The sequence below is a fragment of the Spirosoma harenae genome (assembly GCF_054776975.1).
Genome location: NZ_BAAHBD010000002.1, coordinates 276,932 through 294,402, shown reverse-complemented (window position 1 = coordinate 294,402; position 17,471 = coordinate 276,932). Strand labels below are relative to the sequence as shown.

Below are 17,471 nucleotides of genomic sequence, written 5' to 3'. Positions count from 1 at the left end.
AGTCACTTCATGATAAAATCTCTCCTGACAGGACTGTGCACAGTCAGTCTGGCCTACTCCTCTTTGGCTCAGACAACCTTCCCACAAAATGGTGTTTTCGATGAACGACCGGGGCTCTACGCCTTTACCAACGCGACCATCATCGTTGACCCACAAACGACACTTCAGAATGCTACGCTACTTGTTCGAGATGGGCGAATTGAAGCCGTTGGTACCAATGTTTCGGTACCTGCCGGAACGGTAATTGCCGATCTGAAAGGTAAACGCATTTATCCCGCACTGATCGAAATTGATTCTGATTACGGTATGCCCGAAATAGCTCGTGGACCCGGTGGAGGGGGCGGCCGTGGAGGAGGTGCACCTCAGTATGAATCGAACAAGAAAGGGCCTTATTACTGGAACCAGGCAATCCAGCCTGAAAATGATGCCAGTACAGTATTCAAAGCCAACGCGGCTAAAGCCGATGAGTTACGAAAGCTCGGTTTTGGCGCTGCATTAGTTCATCCTCACGACGGTATTGCGCGCGGAACTGGTGCCCTGGTTACATTAGCGGATGATCGGGAAAATACGCTGGTTCTCAAATCCAACGCAACGGCCCATTTCTCATTCAGCAAAGGCACATCGGGACAACAGTATCCAAACTCGATGATGGGTGTGGTAGCCCTGTTACGTCAGGCGATGTATGATGCTGACTGGTACAAACGGGCAGGCAGCAAAGAGCAGGCAAATATGTCGCTCGACGCCTTGAACCGCATTCGTACACTTCCTGCCATTTTCGACGCGAATGATAAATTAGGAATTGTTCGCGCGGATAAAATTGGTGATGAGTTTGGTATTCAATACGTTATCCGAAGTGGTGGCGACGAATATCAGATGATTGACGAAGTTAAAGCTACAGGCGCATCACTTATTGTTCCGCTGAATTTCCCGCAGCCTTACGATGTTGAAGATCCCTGGGATGCGGATAACGTTTCGCTGGCGGAGCTTAAACATTGGGAAATGGCCCCTATGAATGCGAGTCGGTTGGCAGCGGCAAATATTCCGTTTGCGCTAACTACGTCGGGGCTTCGGAACAAGGCTGATTTCTGGGCCAATCTTCGTAAAGCCATCGAAAATGGTCTGTCTGAACAAAAGGCTCTCGAAGCCCTGACGACCGTTCCAGCTCGCTTAATTCATGCGGAAGATCAGATTGGCACGTTACAAAAAGGCCGTATTGCCAATTTCATTATCACATCTGGCAACCTGTTCAGCGCTGATAACGTGATTTACGAAAACTGGATGCGGGGCAAACAACACATTATTGGCACAAAAGCTCCGGTCGATTTGCGCGGAGCCTGGACGCTGACCGTTGGCGATCGCAGCAATCTGAAATTGAACATCACCGGCAAAACGTCGGATAAAGTAGAGTATCAGATTGTGGCGGATACCATGCGCATTACCCCAAAAGTAGCGGTAAGTGGTGATATGATCTCGATGCAAATCCAGATGAACCGACGTCAGCCCGGCACAACGCGGCTAACGGGCTATCGCACCTCTCCCACCAATATCAAAGGCGATGGCGAAATGCCAAATGGTCAGATCATTACCTGGTCAGCAGTACGTACGGGTGATGCCCCTTCGTCTACGTCGGCAACATCTACGTCAGCGACTAGCTCTACATCAGCAATAGCTTCAACAACGGCTACTGGCCCTATGAGCGGCACGGCCATGATGTATCCATTTGTTGGGATGGGAAATGCCCAACGGCCAAAAGCTGAATCGGTTCTCATTCGGAACGCGACCGTCTGGACGAACGAAAAAGACGGTATTCTGACCGGTGCTGATGTATTGATAGCCGATGGAAAAATTTCTAAAGTAGGCAAAGGCCTTACGGCTCCGGCTGGTGCTAAGGTTGTGGATGGCACAGGAAAACACCTGACTAACGGCATCATCGACGAACACTCCCACATCGCGTTGCTATCGATTAACGAAGGCGGTCAGTCGAGTTCGGCGGAAGTACGGATGTCGGATGTGATTAATCCCGACGATATTAATATTTATCGTCAACTGGCCGGTGGTGTTACCACGTCGCAACTGTTGCATGGCTCAGCCAACTCAATTGGCGGCCAATCGGCCATTGTGAAACTGAAATGGGGCGAGCCAGCGGAAAATATGCTGATTAAGGGTGCGGATGGTTTTATCAAGTTTGCCTTGGGTGAAAATGTGAAGCAGGCTAACTACCCTAACCCGAATGTATTGACTCGTTTCCCACAATCGCGGATGGGCGTCGAGCAAGTATACATGGATCACTTTACGCGGGCGAAGGAATATGCCAAAGGTTGGGATACCTATAATAAACTTTCAGCCAAAGAAAAGGCAACAGCTATTGCTCCACGACGTGACATCGAACTCGATGCACTGGCTGAAATTCTGGCAAACAAACGATTCATCACTTGTCACTCTTACGTGCAGTCAGAAATCAACATGCTGCTGAAAGTAGCTGACTCGCTGGGCTTTAAAGTCAACACGTTCACGCATATTCTGGAAGGCTACAAACTAGCCGACAAAATGGCGAAACACGGCGCAGGCGGCTCGTCGTTTGCCGACTGGTGGGCCTACAAAATGGAAGTACATGATGCCATTCCTTACAATGCTGCTTTGATGCAAAGCCAGGGTGTTGTGGTGTCGATCAATTCTGACGATGCCGAAATGGCCCGTCGGTTGAATCAGGAAGCAGCTAAAACCGTCGAATATGGTGCGGTGAAAGAAGAAGATGCGTGGAAAATGGTAACGCTCAATCCAGCGAAACTCCTGCATCTGGATAAGAAACTGGGCAGTATTCGGGAAGGTAAAGATGCTGATCTGGTCCTCTGGAACGCAAACCCACTGTCGATTTACGCTCGCCCTGAATTCACCATGATTGAAGGTGCAACCTATTTCAGCCTCAAAGATGAAGACGCCAAACGCGACGCACTGCACGCCGAACGGTCGCGGATCATTCAGAAAATGCTGGCTGCCAAGGCCGGTGGTGCTTCAACCGTTCGCCCGGCTTTCCGACGCGCCCGTATGTGGCATTGCGAAGACATCGAAGGCGTGATGGCCGAAGGGGAAGAAGAACAAGAAGCAGAAAAGAAATAGGTTTCAAGTTGAACTAGTCAACGAAAAAGACACATGAAAAAACCGCTTTCACTATTATTTGCTCTGGCTGCACTTACGAGTTATGGCCAGAATCCCGCTCCAGCGAAGCCGCAAACCAAACCGATTGCGCTGACGGGCGGAACCGTTCACATCGGAAACGGTCAGGTGATTCCCAATGGAGTTGTGTTATTCGATAAAGGAGTCATTACCAACGTCATCGACGGCACTACAGCCCGACTGGATTTCAATGGTGTAGAAGTTATTGACGTATCGGGTAAGCACGTTTACCCAGGCTTTATTTCGCCATCATCGACCGTAGGTTTGCAGGAAATCAGTGCTGTACGAGCTACCGTCGATATGCGCGAGACGGGCGCTTTGAATCCGAACGTTCGTGCGCTGATTGCCTACAATACCGACTCGGAGATCATTCCAACGATCCGAAACAATGGCGTGCTATTCTCCCAGGCAACTCCACAGGGAGGTACCATCTCGGGCAGTTCGAGCGTAATGATGTCGGATGGCTGGAACTGGGAAGATGCCGTTTTGAAGAAAGATGATGGTATTTGGCTGACCTGGCCCGCCTATTTTGCCCGCGATTTCAACATGGAGGATTTTTCGCTGGTGGTGCGGAGAAACGAACGGCGCGAAGCAGCCATTTCTACGTTACAAGCTACGTTTGCCGATGCTCGTGCGTATGCTGCCCTTTCGAATCCGACGCCCATGAACCTGAAACTGGAATCGATGAAAGGCTTATTTACGGGTAAACAGAATCTCTACATCCGGGCTGATAATGGAAAAGATATCATTGAGTCGGTGAAGTTTGCCAAAGGAGCGGGTGTTCAGAAAGTGGTGATTGTAGGTGGTGAAGATGCCAGCCGGGCAATTACGTTTCTGAAAGAGAACAATGTTCCCGTAATCCTGGGTGAGTTGCACCGGCTACCCGCCCGCGAAGATGAAGATGTAGATCTACCTTACCGCCTACCAGGTATCCTTCAAAAAGCGGGAATTCTGGTTGGATTAAGCTATTCTGACGGTTGGTGGAGAACCCGTAACCTGGCTTTCCAGGCAGGTACTGCGGCTGGTTTTGGTGTTACCGAAAAAGAAGAAGCGCTGAAAATGGTTACCTCGAACACCGCCAAAATTCTCGGCATCGACAGTATGGTTGGAACGCTGGAGAAAGGCAAGCACGCGACGTTATTCGTGTCGGCTGGGGATGCGTTGGATATGCGTACCAACGTCGTCGAGAAGGTATTTATCCAGGGTAAAAAAGTGGATCTGGATGATCGCCATAAGCGTCTGTATAGAACGTATAAAGACAAATACGAGCAGAAATAAGAGTAATTTTTTGTCATTCTGACGAAGGAAGAATCTTAAGGTACCTTATTTGTGAGTGATGATACAGTAAGATTCTTCCTTCGTCAGAATGACAAAAGATACCAAAACACAAACGCCAGATCAAAAATGACCTGGCGTTTTTTAGTTGGAAGAAGCGGAAATGTTACTGCTTAATTAATTTAACTTTCTTCAGTTCGGTGTCTGTAGCTACCTGTAGGAGCATAACACCGGGCGCAGTCTCGACGGGCAAACTCACTCGATGACGAGATTCAGCCTGATCTATGTGTACTTGATTCAGCACCCATCCCCGACTATCTACCAATCTTAGATGGACTGCTTTCCCTTCGGCGCCACCAATTTCAATCTCTGCCGTTTTGCCTTCGATGGGGTTACCCAATACCTGCACCTGTAAACCAGTTCCCGGTTCCGGAACGCCAATACGCGCCCGGCCGCAGGCTGCTTTCAGATTCCAGACGTAGGTCACAATCTGACCACTCTGGCGAGCCATCAGCGTAAAGGGTTGTACATCACTGGCAGTACGACTGTCTTTATCAACAAACTGATTCGGATTGGTGGTCCAGCCTGTAATACCAGCGGCCTGGAATTCAATGGGTGTACCATCTCCCCCCGTTGTTTTAAACATAATGGCTCCAGTAGAACAGTTGTAATCAGGGGCTATCAACGCCAATCCATTACCCGTTGGTGAAGACGTAATGGTAATCTTGAACGTTGTAACAACCGGATTACCACTAAAAGCAGCTGTACTAGCCGTAACGGTAACGGTATAAACGCCGGTTGCTGATGAATTCCCGACAATGGCAGCAGCTGGTGTAAACGGAAGCTCTGAGGTTACCAGGAATAAACTTAGTCCTTGTGGCAATCCCTGCACACCGATAGACCAGTTCGAGCGGTAATTTGGCACACCTGTCGTTGGGTCGCTAAAGTAGCTACCAACGGGGATATTAACCGACTCGCCAGAAGCAAACGTTCGATCAGGTATTGTCTGATTTAAGCGGGGTGGCTGGGGTGTTGGTGTATTGTTACAGGCCGCTTTTAAGTCCCAGACGTAGGTCACAATCTGACCACTCTGGCGAGCCATCAGCGTAAAGGGTTGTACATCGCTGGCGGTTCGGCTATCTTTATCAACAAACTGAGCCGGATTGGTGGTCCAGCCGGTAATACCGGCGGCCTGAAACTCAATGGGTGTACCATTTCCGCCCGTCGTTTTAAACGTAATAGCACCGGTAGCACAGTTATACTCGGGAGCTACCAACGCTAACCCGTTACCCGTAGGAGTCGAGGATACGGTGATTTTAAAGGTCGTAACAACCGGATTATCCCGAAAAGCGGATGTACTGGCTCTTACGGTAACGGTATAAACGCCCGTAGCCGATGGTGTTCCCAGGATCACGACGGCTGGCGTGTAAAGCAAATCCTGTGGCCGGGAAAATACGTATAATCCATCGGGCAGGCCCGTTATGGTAAACGACCAACCGGGTACATAATTGGGAACACTCAGATTGGGATCTGAAAAATAGCCACCTACAGCAAAACCCGTTCCTGGCAACGATTCGCCAACTGTATAATTTTGATCGGGAATGGTCTGGAACACAATCGGTTTCAGTTCAGGTGTATTCGTACAGGCAGCTTTCAGATCAAAATTATAGGTAACGCTTTGCCCGTTTTGGATAGCCGTAATCTGAATCACTTTTGGGTCACTCCGTAATCCCTGTTCGACCGTACCGAAATTATCCGTGGCTGAAGCGCGGCTAACTCCGGGAGCAATATACGTAATAGGCGATCCATCACCTCCACTCACATTAAAGGTAATAGCCCCAGTTTGGCAATTGTAAGTCGGCGCATTCATGGTAAGATTAGAAACCGGAGCTACATCAGCTTTCAGCTTATTGACTTGCTTATTGCTCCCTAAAAAGACTAAACTACCATCGCCAGCACGGTCGATACCTTTTAAATCAATGTTGGTTGCATCATCAAATGTGCGCTGGGTTGCTACACTGAACAGGGCGGGATCAGCTATTGGCAAATTTGTCGTATTGACCAGCAAAATTTCCGGATCGACACCATTCTGCGTAGACGAATGCCCAACGGCATAGTATTTTGTATTGTTACTAGCCGTATAATTGGTAATAAAGGCTTCAGTAGTTGTCGGATGAATCATGCGAGCCCGTTTGAAACTTCCATCCAGATTCAGTTCGACAATAGCCGTCGATGGTGGAGGGGGTGTATGACCACTATAAGGGGGTAATCCAAAACCAACCAAGGCATATCCATTTCCGTCAGCCGACATCGTAACATCGAATGCCGCATACATATTGAGTATAGAGTTCAGGACCGGGCCATTGAAATTTGTATTAATTGGAAGACCATTTAACAACTTCTGCCACTGCACGTTTCCCTCCCCATCAAGTTTTACTACCCAGCCCGAATTACCCAGAAACAGATTAGCGTCAGGAGTCATCGTTTTGGTTATGTTGTGGTAGCCAACAATCAAATAACCACCATCGGGCGTATTGATAACGGCTTCCGGCTTGGTTATGATTTTATCAGGGCTATCAGGAGGATTCGGCGCTGGATAAGCGATCTGTTTTGACCAGGAGAAATTGCCAGACGCATCGTATTTCCGGATACCGGCCAATACCCCTGGACTAGTCTGATGAGAGTTATCCGTATAGAGAAACAACGCTCCTCCGTCAGGCGTACCGATCAAATCTTCGGGAATTAGATCAGTAGAAAAGATGTCGCTGTCTTGCCATTGTCCAGCACTTCCGTTCGCCCCAATTTTCATGACAATATTGGCTCCTCGCAGGCTGGTTTTTCCCATAATAGCGACTCCGCCATCGGTTGTTCCGGCAGCCAGAACAACACCAAGAGCTTCATAATCATAGCCAGGAATTTTTCCACCGAGATAGAACCCTCCCTTCAGCAGGCCCGTACTCCAGATCTGATTTCCCTGTACTGAATACTTGATCACTCTATCGCCAGCCACACTTGGGAAACCAGGACTGTTCCCCTGACTGGTAAACGACGTTCCGATAATCCCACCATCGGATGTTACGGCCAGAGCCGTTGCTTCTTTCGACCATTGATTATCGGGAATCGACTGTGCCCGAACAGATAGATTGCTCAATAGCCCTATACTAAGTAGGGCCAGCCAACTAGTCTTCATTAGTTGGGTAAATTGTTGTTTCATGGTACTAGCTTGAGTTTAGCGGTTTTGTTGATTAATCTGACATGGCAGACTAAGGTAAGTGGGATTGAAGACCATTGAATGGTCAATTCCTCACTTTGCCCCTAAAGTGAAAGCAATTGTCCCGAATTTGACATAGATACCCCGCCCTTAGCAACTATCCGTTGGTTGGAAACCGCTGATTTTCCCGATTTTTTAAACCTTATCGAGACCGGTTTGCGCAAATTCGGTAGGCGTTTTATGATAAAACTCCTTGAAGACGATCGTGAAATAGGAAGGTGTTTTGAAGCCGACCAGATAAGCTGTTTGGGAGGCAGTATGTCCAGTCCGTAGGAGATCCGCAGCCTTACGCAGGCGATATTGTCGAATCAACTCATTAGGTGCTAACTGAACCAGACTATGAATTTTACGATAGAGCGTTTTCCGACTCATTGCCAGTTGATCGGCCAGCCAGTCTACATCCAGCGATGGATCGCTCAGGTGCGTTTCCAATAACTCATAAATCCGATGCAGAAAAATATCCTGCACCATGTCGAGCGTTTGAGGAGCATCTGACTGGGCTAATTGCTGCCGATACTGATCACGCAGTTTCTGTTGCCGGGATATAAGATTGCGTAACCGCAAATGCAGTTCATCCAGATGAAATGGTTTAGCCAGATAATCGTCGGCTCCCTCCTGCAAACCCTCGATACGGCTATGGTGGGCAGCCTTCGCCGTCAGCATAATGACGGCAATATGATCCGTTGCCGGTGTATTTTTGAGGAGCCGCGTCAATTCGTATCCATCCATACGAGGCATCATCACATCCGAAATAACGATATCCGGCAATTCGGTTTGGGCGAGTTGCCAGCCATCTTCGCCATCGGATGCTTTAAGAACCCGGTAGGCAAAAGCCAGTTCGCTTGCCAGAAATTCACGCAGCTCGGTATTATCTTCTACAATTAACACCAAAGGAGCATTGGCATCTTCGGTTGATGATTTACCTGAAGGCGTAGACGGTTGCTCACTAGGCACTATCTCTTTCGTAGATAAAACCACCGGCGGAGCTTCTGCATTGGCCGTAATCGGATGAATAAGCAAGATCAGATCAAACATTGTACCGACACCTTGCTGACTTTCTACCTTAATAGCCCCTCTGATCAGATCAACCAGTTCTTTCACCAGAGCCAGCCCAATACCTGTTCCCTCATAGGCCCGCGTTCGGGATGTATCCACCTGGTAGAATCGATCGAAAATATGCTGGAGATGTTCCGGTGCGATACCAATACCGGTATCCGCAATCTGAAGATGTACCCCAGAAAGTTCATCGGCCAATGGTGCTTTTATGGCTTGGAGCGTCACGGTTACTTGCCCGCCTTCAGCCGTGAATTTCAGTGCATTTGATAACAGATTCGTCAGAATTTTCTCCCATTTATCCGCGTCGAACAAATACTCCTGTGTGATCGGATCAGCCGAATAAATCAGCCGAACTCCTTTCTGTTCAGCTGCCGGTCGAAACGACTCGACCATGTGATTCACGAAGTCCACTACATCCCCACGCATCAACGAGGTATCCATCCGCCGGGCTTCTAATTTCGACAGATCCAGCAATTGATTGATTAGCCGAAGGAGTTGATCTGCATTGCGTTGAATTAATCGTAGCGTTTGGTGAGTTGATCCGTCGAAACGGTTATCCTGCAAAAGTTTTTCGACGGGCGATAGAATCAAGGATAACGGCGTGCGGAATTCGTGAGTGATGTTCGAGAAGAAACGTGTTTTCAGTTCATCAACCGTTTTGAGCTGTTCGGCTTCCCGCCGATTCAACTCAAACTCCTGCTGCTGCCGGATGCGATTTGTGTAGAATCGAATAAAAACCCAGATCGCACCAATGGCCAAAAACGCATAGATTCCGTATGCCCACCAGGTGGCCCACCACGGCGGCAGAATAACGATCTGAACCGATGCTCCTTTTGTATTCCAGATACCATCGCCATTAGCAGCCTTAACCCGGAATGTATACGTACCAGGCGAAAGATTCGTATAATTTACAAAATGACGATTCCCATTCTGAACCCAGTCCTGATCGACTCCAACCAGTTGATAGGCATAGTGATTCAGCTCCGACTGGCTATAGGTCAGTGCGGCAAAACTGAGCGACAGGAAGTTTTCGTCATGATTCAGAGTAATGACCGGATTCGTTATCAGGCGAACCTGATCTCTGACTTTGAGTTCGGTAATATAGACCGGAAACGGTCGTGTATCGTCGCGAATACTATCCGGATTGAAATACACAACTCCGTTCAGGGTACCGAAAAAAAGCCGGTCTTTCTGGCGAAAAACGGCATTCCGAAGGAAGTCATTACTGGGTAAGCCATTTGTTGTCTGATACGTACGAACAATGTTTGTGGCCGGATTAAACCGACAAAGTCCTTTATCTGTACTTACCCATAAATTACCCACACGATCGCTTGTGATGCCTACAATATTGTTGCTGAGCAAACCATTGCGGGTTGTGATGGCCGAAAATGTAGCTGTATGAGAATCAAACCGATTGAGGCCGCCCTGCTGCGTGCCGACCCAAATCGTTCCCGAGTCATCTTCATATATCGCTTGTACATCATTGTCATTCAAACCATTTTTTGCGCCAGCTTTGTAGTGAACAAATCGACCATTGACTGGATTTAACCGTCCGAGTCCCTGCTTTCGGAAGGCTACCCAAACATCACCTTTCTTACTGGCCATTACCCCATTTACATATTTATCAGGCAGCCCATCAGGTTTTTGAGGGCTGTACTTGTAATACCGGTATTGATGGGTGTGCGGATTAAAGGAAGCCACGCCATTTTCCGGCGATACATAACCCCCAATCCAGATATCGCCCGTAGGCCCCTGACTAACCGATTCACCAGGAACTTCGGCAGGATAACTTGTAAAACGGCCTGTTTGCGGATCGAAATGATACATCCCCGACCAGGTTCCTAGCCAGACCCCGCCCAAACCATCGGGTAAGAATGTCTGAGTATAGTTTTTAAATTGACTATTGGAGCCCAGAATATCAGGAGTGAGGATTTGCGAATGCTTCCCATCGACCGATGGCCTATACACAGTATAGCCATTACTAATCCAGAAATTGCCATTTTGCCCGGGCAATAGTGCTACTACTTTATTTTCGGGCAGGTTCGCCGTTCCTCTGTTTGGACGAATCTGATACGTCATGAATGGCTTATTATTCATGATCTGCCGATCAATTCCATTATCGGTTCCGACCCAAAGCGCACCAACCCGATCCCGATAAATTGTTTGCGCCGTGTTGCTACTAATCCCCTTGGGTTCATTCGGGTCGGGTCGATAGGTATACACCTGGTTAGTCACCGGATCGATTCGCTGAAGCCCCGTAGTTGTGGCCAGCCATAGTATACCAGTGGCATCAATAATCAGGGAATTCAGGAACGTAAACGGGTTAATCTGACCATTCGGATTATAGTGTTCCAGATGCCAGGGTTTCTTACCCAAATCCAGACGAAATAACCCATAACCAGCCGTTGAGGTGGCAATCCACATGGTCTGACGCCGATCCAGATGAAAGGCCATAAACGAAGGCTGAGCCACACCGGCAGGTACTGAAACCGGAACCAGTGTAAATTGCCGGGTTTGTCGATCCAGCAGATATAATCCCTGGTAAGTACCAACCCAAAGTCGATGTTGAGGATCTTCGAATACGGTTTTGATGGTTGCCTCTGGGTCTGGCATCCGAAAAAGCGTGAACCGACGAAGGGCTGGTTCATAACGAGCAACCCCACTCAAGGTACTTACCCACAATACGTGCTGACTATCTTCAAAAATCGAGTGCTGAAAATTCCAGCGTTCGGCATCCGAGGCTTTAATCAGGTGCGGAATAACACCTCCCGTTCGTTTATCGACCTCGTGCAAACCACCCTGCGTTACTACCCATAATCGATTGTCGTGGCTTTCGCACAATCCTGAGATCATGCTGTTCAGAAAACCGTGAGCGGGATTAATTGGGTTGGGTCTAAGTGTCGTAAAGGTGTATCCGTCGTATTTATTCAGCCCGTCGTTGGTACCGAACCACATAAATCCTTCCCGGTCCTGAAGGATACAGTTCACCGAGTTGTTGGAAAGTCCATCCTTAACGGATAAATGGTCGAACTGATTAAGAATTGGCAGGTGTTGGGCAATATCGACCCTGCCTGAGCGCGTAGACTGCGCAAAGCCCCTTAGGCTGATAATCAGCAGGATCGACAGAAAATAGGTGCGCACTGTAAACAGATCAATTCAATTTACAGGCTAAAACTACAAAATTGTAAGTACCTACTGCATACCTCTCAATTAACTAGAGATTTACCTCACCCCCAGTCCCTCTCCTGTTTTAGGAGAGAGGAGCATAATATCTCTTTTTCAACCCTCTCCTGTCTTAGGAGAGGGGCTGGGGGTGAGGTAAATTCCTAGCGAGCCAATCCGTCCCGGCGAGCCCGGTCCCGAATGCGTTGGGCGCGGGTTTTACTATCAGGGTGGCTTGATAGAAAAGTTCCTACTTTGCCCCCTTTAGTGCCTCCACTTAATTTAGCCAGTTTTTCAAACGAGGTGGCCAGAGCCAATACATTGTAGCCGTTCTTTTTCAAAAATCCATAGCTGTAATCATCAGCTTCCGTTTCCTGCTGGCGGCTAAACGAGGCTCCGAATAGATAATCAGCCACATCACCTAACTGAGATCTGGCTATCTTTCCCGGAGCCCCCGAATTGGATGCTACGGCATTACGAATGGCCGAACGTTGAAGGGATTTTTTCATGGCATCACGCGAATCGTGATTGACTACGTGACCAATTTCATGCCCGATCACGGCCAGCAATTCATTGTCGGACATCATATCCATCAGGCCAGTAAACACCCGAACACTTCCATCTGCCGTGGCAAATGCGTTCGCGTCGCCAACTTTATAGACTTTATAATTCAGGGGCAAACCGCTGATTGTACGATGCCGACTGACAATCTTATTCAACCGTTGCGTGTAAGGATCATTGGGGCCAGCCACCTGGTTTTGAGCGTCCATCTGCTGAACCGCCTGCCGCGAATAGTCGGCTACCTGCGCATCAGATAATGTAAGTGAGCCGATCGCTTCCAGACCAGCCTTTGCCAAATTGGAGTCTATTTTCACCTGAGCCAGACTGATGGCAGGTAACCCCAATACCATTAAAAAGAGCTTTATTATCCGTTTCATCGTTGAGTGAATTTAGTGTTTACGATCCCGCACAGTGTCGGAATTTTATTAATTGACTAGTTAACGGGCAGAAAAGTTTAAATAACTATCTATAAACTGCCTTCCAGAAACAGTTGGCGAAGGAAAAATCGTTTGGCATTTTTGTGGCTTAAAACATGACTGTAGATCCAATAATCAATTCGTTTCATGAGCCAGCAATCAAGAAGAAAATTCGTTAGAAATAGTGTAGCTGCCGGTCTGGGCGTATCAATTTCTGCTACTGAACCAGCCGCCGGACAGCTCTTTGTTCACCATGTTCTCTTTTATTTGAAAAACGCTAACAGCGAAGCTGATAAGGCTAAATTGCTGGAAGGGTTAAACAAACTAGCGAAATGTCCTACCATCAAACTCGTTAACATTGGTACACCCGCAGCAACCAATCGCGAGGTTATTGAGCGCAAATACGCTTACTCCTGGCTATGTTTTTTCGATAGTCCAGCCGACGAAGAAGCTTACCAGAAACACCCCATTCACGACGACTTCCGGAATAACTACGCGCACTTGTGGGAAAAAGTAGTCATCTACGATTCAATCGGCCCGAAGCGGTAACCTCACCCCCAACCCCTCTGGGACTTTACACCAAATCCCCCCTCTCCTGTTGTAGGAGAGGGGCCGGGGGTGAGGTCAATTCCCAGGCGGACTGGCAACTGATCCGGCAGGTACATCAGTGATCGTGGGTGAGATAGCCGGAGTAGGTTTTCCACGTGTAAACGAGAGAAGAGCCCCTAACAGGATTAATCCAGTCATCGTCAGATAGGCATAATGCATGCCCACTAATTGAGCCCTGGCCGTTTCAGGAGAACTATTTGCATCTATGGCATACTGATTACGAGTACTGTACCAGACAGCCGCAGCCAGGGCAATACCAACCACAAATCCAAGATTCCGCATGAATGCAATCATGCTACTGGCAACACCGCGCTGCGCCAACGGAGCTGAATTCAGCGCACTACTACTATTAGGCGACTGGAATAGGCCAAATCCCAAGCTCACCAGCGAACTACGCCAGATCACATCTTTCCATTCCCAATTCGTATCCAGAAATGAAAAGGCGAAATAGCCAGAGGCCGTGATCAACAAGCCAATAGTAGAAACCCACCGAGTCGGAACGCGGCTGGACAGATAACCGCCCAGTGGAGCGACAATGCTGAGTGTTAAGGGGCCTGCCAGCAACACTAACCCAGCTCGTTCGGGGTTCAGCCCCAGGAGTTGTTGTAGAAAAAATGGGATGACAAACAGGTTTCCTCCTGATGCGACAAATCCACAAAAAGCCGCCAGAATTGCTGAGCTAAACGGCCAGATTTTAAATAAACTTAGCCGTAACATTGGCTCGCTGACGCGCATTTCCCAGATCAGAAAAAGAGTCAGCAACACCGCTCCAACTGATAGCAGGCCAATGACGAGCGGATCTCCCCAACCGTATTGGGGTTCAGGCCCGAAATCCAGACCTGTCAATAGGGTAACGACACCTGATAAGAACAGGCCTGCTCCTACCAGATCGAATCGTTGGCCATTCACTTTCGGGCTTTCGGGCAAAATGGTCCAGGCACGCCAGATGGCGATTAATCCAATCGGCACGTTGACCCAGAAAATGCTCGTCCAGCCAAATTTGCCTAACAGTAAACCGCCAATTACCGGCCCTGCACTGGAACCTGCCGCTACGACTGACCCCATAAAGCCAAGTGCCTGACCGCGTTCGTTTGGCGCAAACGCATCGCCAATGATGGCTGGCCCTACGGCGTAAATCATGGCAGCGCCCAGGCCCTGCACAACCCGAAATCCCACCAGCGCCCACAGGCTCCAGGCTAATCCGCAGAGTAAAGAACCCAGTACAAACACACAGAAACCAGTGATATACAACTGCCGACGACCGACCCAATCCGACAGTTTGCCCATGATGAGCAAGGTACTGGTCGTGGTAAGTAGATAGCATAGGACGATCCATTCAACACTGTCACCAGCCGCCAGTTCCCGGCGAATCGTTGGCAAAGCAATATTTACAATGCTACTATCCAGCGTCGACATGAACGTGCCAAACATGACTGTACCCAGAATAATCCATTTATTGGGCGATGATGTATTCGTTGTAGAAACAGGAACAGACACGAGCAAAACGGGTTTATTCTCAAGGCTAACTGGCAAAATCAGCCACTTGTTCAGGATATTATAGAATAGGCCCGCTAACTATCAGCATTTTTTTATCTTAGGAGCCTGATTAGCCAAAGCCTCTCAATCATATAACCTGATGAAAACTTCACGACGAACTTTTTTACGAAAAACCTCCCGAAATGGGCTTGCTTTACTCTCAACCAGTAGCCTAGTAACCAATCCGTTAGCAACGGCCTCCCCCCTTTCCGAAACGTTCCTTCGCCAAACTAGCGCGGTCAAAGCTGATTATGTTGTTCGATCTTTGCCCGAAAACATGGTTTGGGGATATTATGGAGCCGACGTACCGCCCGTTGCCAAAGTGAACGATGGTGATGTGGTTGAAATTCAGACGGTCAATCCATCGGGTCTGAGTCGAGCGAATCCGGAGGAGTTTTATACAAAAAATAACTTACCTCTCGATCAGCATGCCCAGGAGGTCATTGCCATCCTGAAAAATGTGAAACCTGAGCCCTCCGGTATCCGTGGACACATGCTCACTGGTCCTGTATATATCGACGGAGCGATGCCAGGCGATAGTCTGGAAATTCGTATTCTCGACATGACATTCCCCGCTCCGTTTGGTGTCAACAGCGTATGGCCGGGGGGGGGTGGCATCCCCGACGAAGTAAAAACCCGCGAAACGTTCGTATATCGGTATGACATGAAACGAAAAACGGCGTCGCTGAAAGACGGTGTCGACATTCCACTGAAGCCGTTTATGGGCGTCATGGCACTGTCGCCACCGGCCGATATGGGCCACCAGAGTTCTATTCCACCCAACTTCTACGGCGGCAATCTCGACATTAAACACCTAACCAAAGGTGCTACCTTATACTTACCGGTTTCGGTAGCGGGTGGTTTATTTACCACGGGCGATGGTCATGGGGCCCAGGGAAATGGGGAAGTAAGTGGGGTCGCTATTGAAACGGCCATCAATCTGACGGTTAAATTTATCGTCCACAAAGGAAAGTCACTGAAGGTTCCCCGCGCCGAAACGTCGACTCATTTTATCGCTGTCGGGCTGGATAAAGATTTGAACAAGGCCATGAAAAATGCTCTTTCCGAAGCCTGCGCCTTTATATCGACTGAATTAGGCTTTACGTTCAATGAAGCATTATCTATAGCCAGTACCGCCGTCGATTTTGAGGTCAGTCAAGTCGTCGATCAAACATTGGGCGTCCATGCCATGATACCCAAGTCTATTTTCACGAAGAAGAAATTCGACTATTGGGCGTAATTTTAGCCGGTAGGATGGTTGCGCTATTGCGCTGCGGAATAATCCAGGCTCAATATGGGAATGGGCTTCTCTTTGCGAAAGCTGGCTACAGTAACTACATATTATCCCTACAGCCCGGTGAACGACCATTTTTATAGGTAATACAAAATAGGGTTTATGAGTACGATTAACAGGGTACAAATCCGAACGCGTTGTGCGGTAATTAGCGGTGTAATGAGCTGGCTGCTAACAGATCATGTCTGGGCACAGCTGGGGCCAACTGGCGGTAGGGATACATCGTTTACGGTACGAAAATCTTATATACAGGAAAAGAAATATCATCCTGACATAACGCTGGCAGATTCCACCATACCCGCTGGTGTTCGCGTAACCAGAAACATGACTTACAGCGCACCAGCGGCCGGGAGAAAGCTTCTGCTCGACGTGTATTCGCCACCGGCCACTAGCGAGAAAGTGCATCCAGCCATTATCCTGATTCATGGAGGAGGCTGGCGCTCCGGCGACCGTTCCCATAATAATCCATTGGCCGGACAACTGGCTGCGAAAGGCTTTGTGTCCATGCCGGTCGAGTATCGTCTATCGACTGAAGCCTTGTATCCGGCGGGCGTACAGGATGTAAAAGCGGCCATTCGCTGGGTGAGGGCCAACGCTCGCCAATATGCCATTGACCCCAATCGGATTGCCGTTTTGGGTTTTTCGGCGGGCGGGCAGCTAGCAGCGCTGGTCGGAACGACGAACGGAAACGCGGCTTTCGAAGGAGCAGGTGGTAATGCAAAACAGTCCAGCGCTGTGCAGGCCATTGTCGATATCGATGGGGTTTTAGCCTTTATTCACCCCGAATCAGCCGAAGGAAATGACTCAAAATCGATTTCTGCCGGTACATACTGGTTTGGGTATACGAAAACCGAAAAGCCTGAATTATGGCAGGAAGCGTCTGCACTCAATCATGCGGATAAAAACACGCCACCTATCTTATTTCTGAACAGTTCAGTGAGTCGTATGCACGCTGGGCGAGACGATTTGATCGCTAAACTAAAGCCGTTTAACACCTATTCAGAAGTGTATACCTTTCCCGATGCGCCCCATACATTCATGTTTTTCAACCCGTGGTTTGCCCCTACGTTGACTTACATCACTGATTTTCTGCATAAGGTTTGGAAACCTTAAACGG

Annotated in this window: 9 protein-coding genes; 5 read left to right on the top strand and 4 right to left on the bottom strand. The window is 48.6% G+C overall.

All coding sequences use genetic code 11. The annotated features are described in order from the left end of the window. Positions 1-9 precede the first annotated feature (9 nt). A complete protein-coding gene (locus ACYVE4_RS01620) occupies positions 10-3,117 on the top strand; it encodes an amidohydrolase family protein (protein WP_460995065.1) in 3,108 nt (1,035 codons plus the stop codon). Positions 3,118-3,150: 33 nt separating this feature from the next. After that, positions 3,151-4,452, top strand: a complete 1,302-nt coding sequence (locus ACYVE4_RS01615) for an amidohydrolase family protein (RefSeq protein WP_460995063.1) — start codon at positions 3,151-3,153, stop codon at positions 4,450-4,452. Between the two features lie 163 nt (positions 4,453-4,615). Here ACYVE4_RS01615 and ACYVE4_RS01610 read toward each other — a convergent pair whose 3' ends face one another. The 3 genes from ACYVE4_RS01610 to ACYVE4_RS01600 form a co-directional block, all read right to left on the bottom strand. Beyond that, the gene (locus ACYVE4_RS01610; protein WP_460995061.1) at positions 4,616-7,663 is read right to left on the bottom strand and encodes a hypothetical protein; all 3,048 of its coding nucleotides are present in this window, start codon (positions 7,661-7,663) and stop codon (positions 4,616-4,618) included. A 192-nt stretch (positions 7,664-7,855) separates the two neighbouring features. Beyond that, on the bottom strand, positions 7,856-11,917 hold the full coding sequence (locus ACYVE4_RS01605; protein WP_460995059.1) for a hybrid sensor histidine kinase/response regulator: 4,062 nt from the start codon (positions 11,915-11,917) through the stop codon (positions 7,856-7,858). Positions 11,918-12,102: 185 nt separating this feature from the next. Next, positions 12,103-12,876 carry a M48 family metallopeptidase gene (locus ACYVE4_RS01600; RefSeq protein WP_460995057.1) on the bottom strand — a complete coding sequence of 258 codons (774 nt, stop codon included), beginning with the start codon at positions 12,874-12,876 and terminating at the stop codon, positions 12,103-12,105. 186 nt (positions 12,877-13,062) lie between these two features. Between ACYVE4_RS01600 and ACYVE4_RS01595 the strand changes: the two genes are divergently transcribed. Further along, complete coding sequence (locus ACYVE4_RS01595) at positions 13,063-13,464, top strand: Dabb family protein (protein WP_460995056.1); 402 nt, start codon at positions 13,063-13,065, stop codon at positions 13,462-13,464. Between the two features lie 75 nt (positions 13,465-13,539). Here the strand turns inward: ACYVE4_RS01595 and ACYVE4_RS01590 are convergent, their stop codons facing one another. After that, complete coding sequence (locus ACYVE4_RS01590) at positions 13,540-15,021, bottom strand: MFS transporter (RefSeq protein ID WP_460995054.1); 1,482 nt, start codon at positions 15,019-15,021, stop codon at positions 13,540-13,542. Between the two features lie 139 nt (positions 15,022-15,160). On the opposite strand from ACYVE4_RS01590, the gene ACYVE4_RS01585 reads away from it, so the two are divergent. Both ACYVE4_RS01585 and ACYVE4_RS01580 read left to right on the top strand, forming a co-directional pair. Next, a complete protein-coding gene (locus ACYVE4_RS01585) occupies positions 15,161-16,300 on the top strand; it encodes an acetamidase/formamidase family protein (RefSeq protein WP_460995052.1) in 1,140 nt (379 codons plus the stop codon). 156 nt (positions 16,301-16,456) lie between these two features. After that, entirely contained in the window at positions 16,457-17,467 is a 1,011-nt protein-coding gene (locus ACYVE4_RS01580; RefSeq protein ID WP_460995051.1) for an alpha/beta hydrolase fold domain-containing protein, read from the top strand. Positions 17,468-17,471 lie beyond the last annotated feature (4 nt).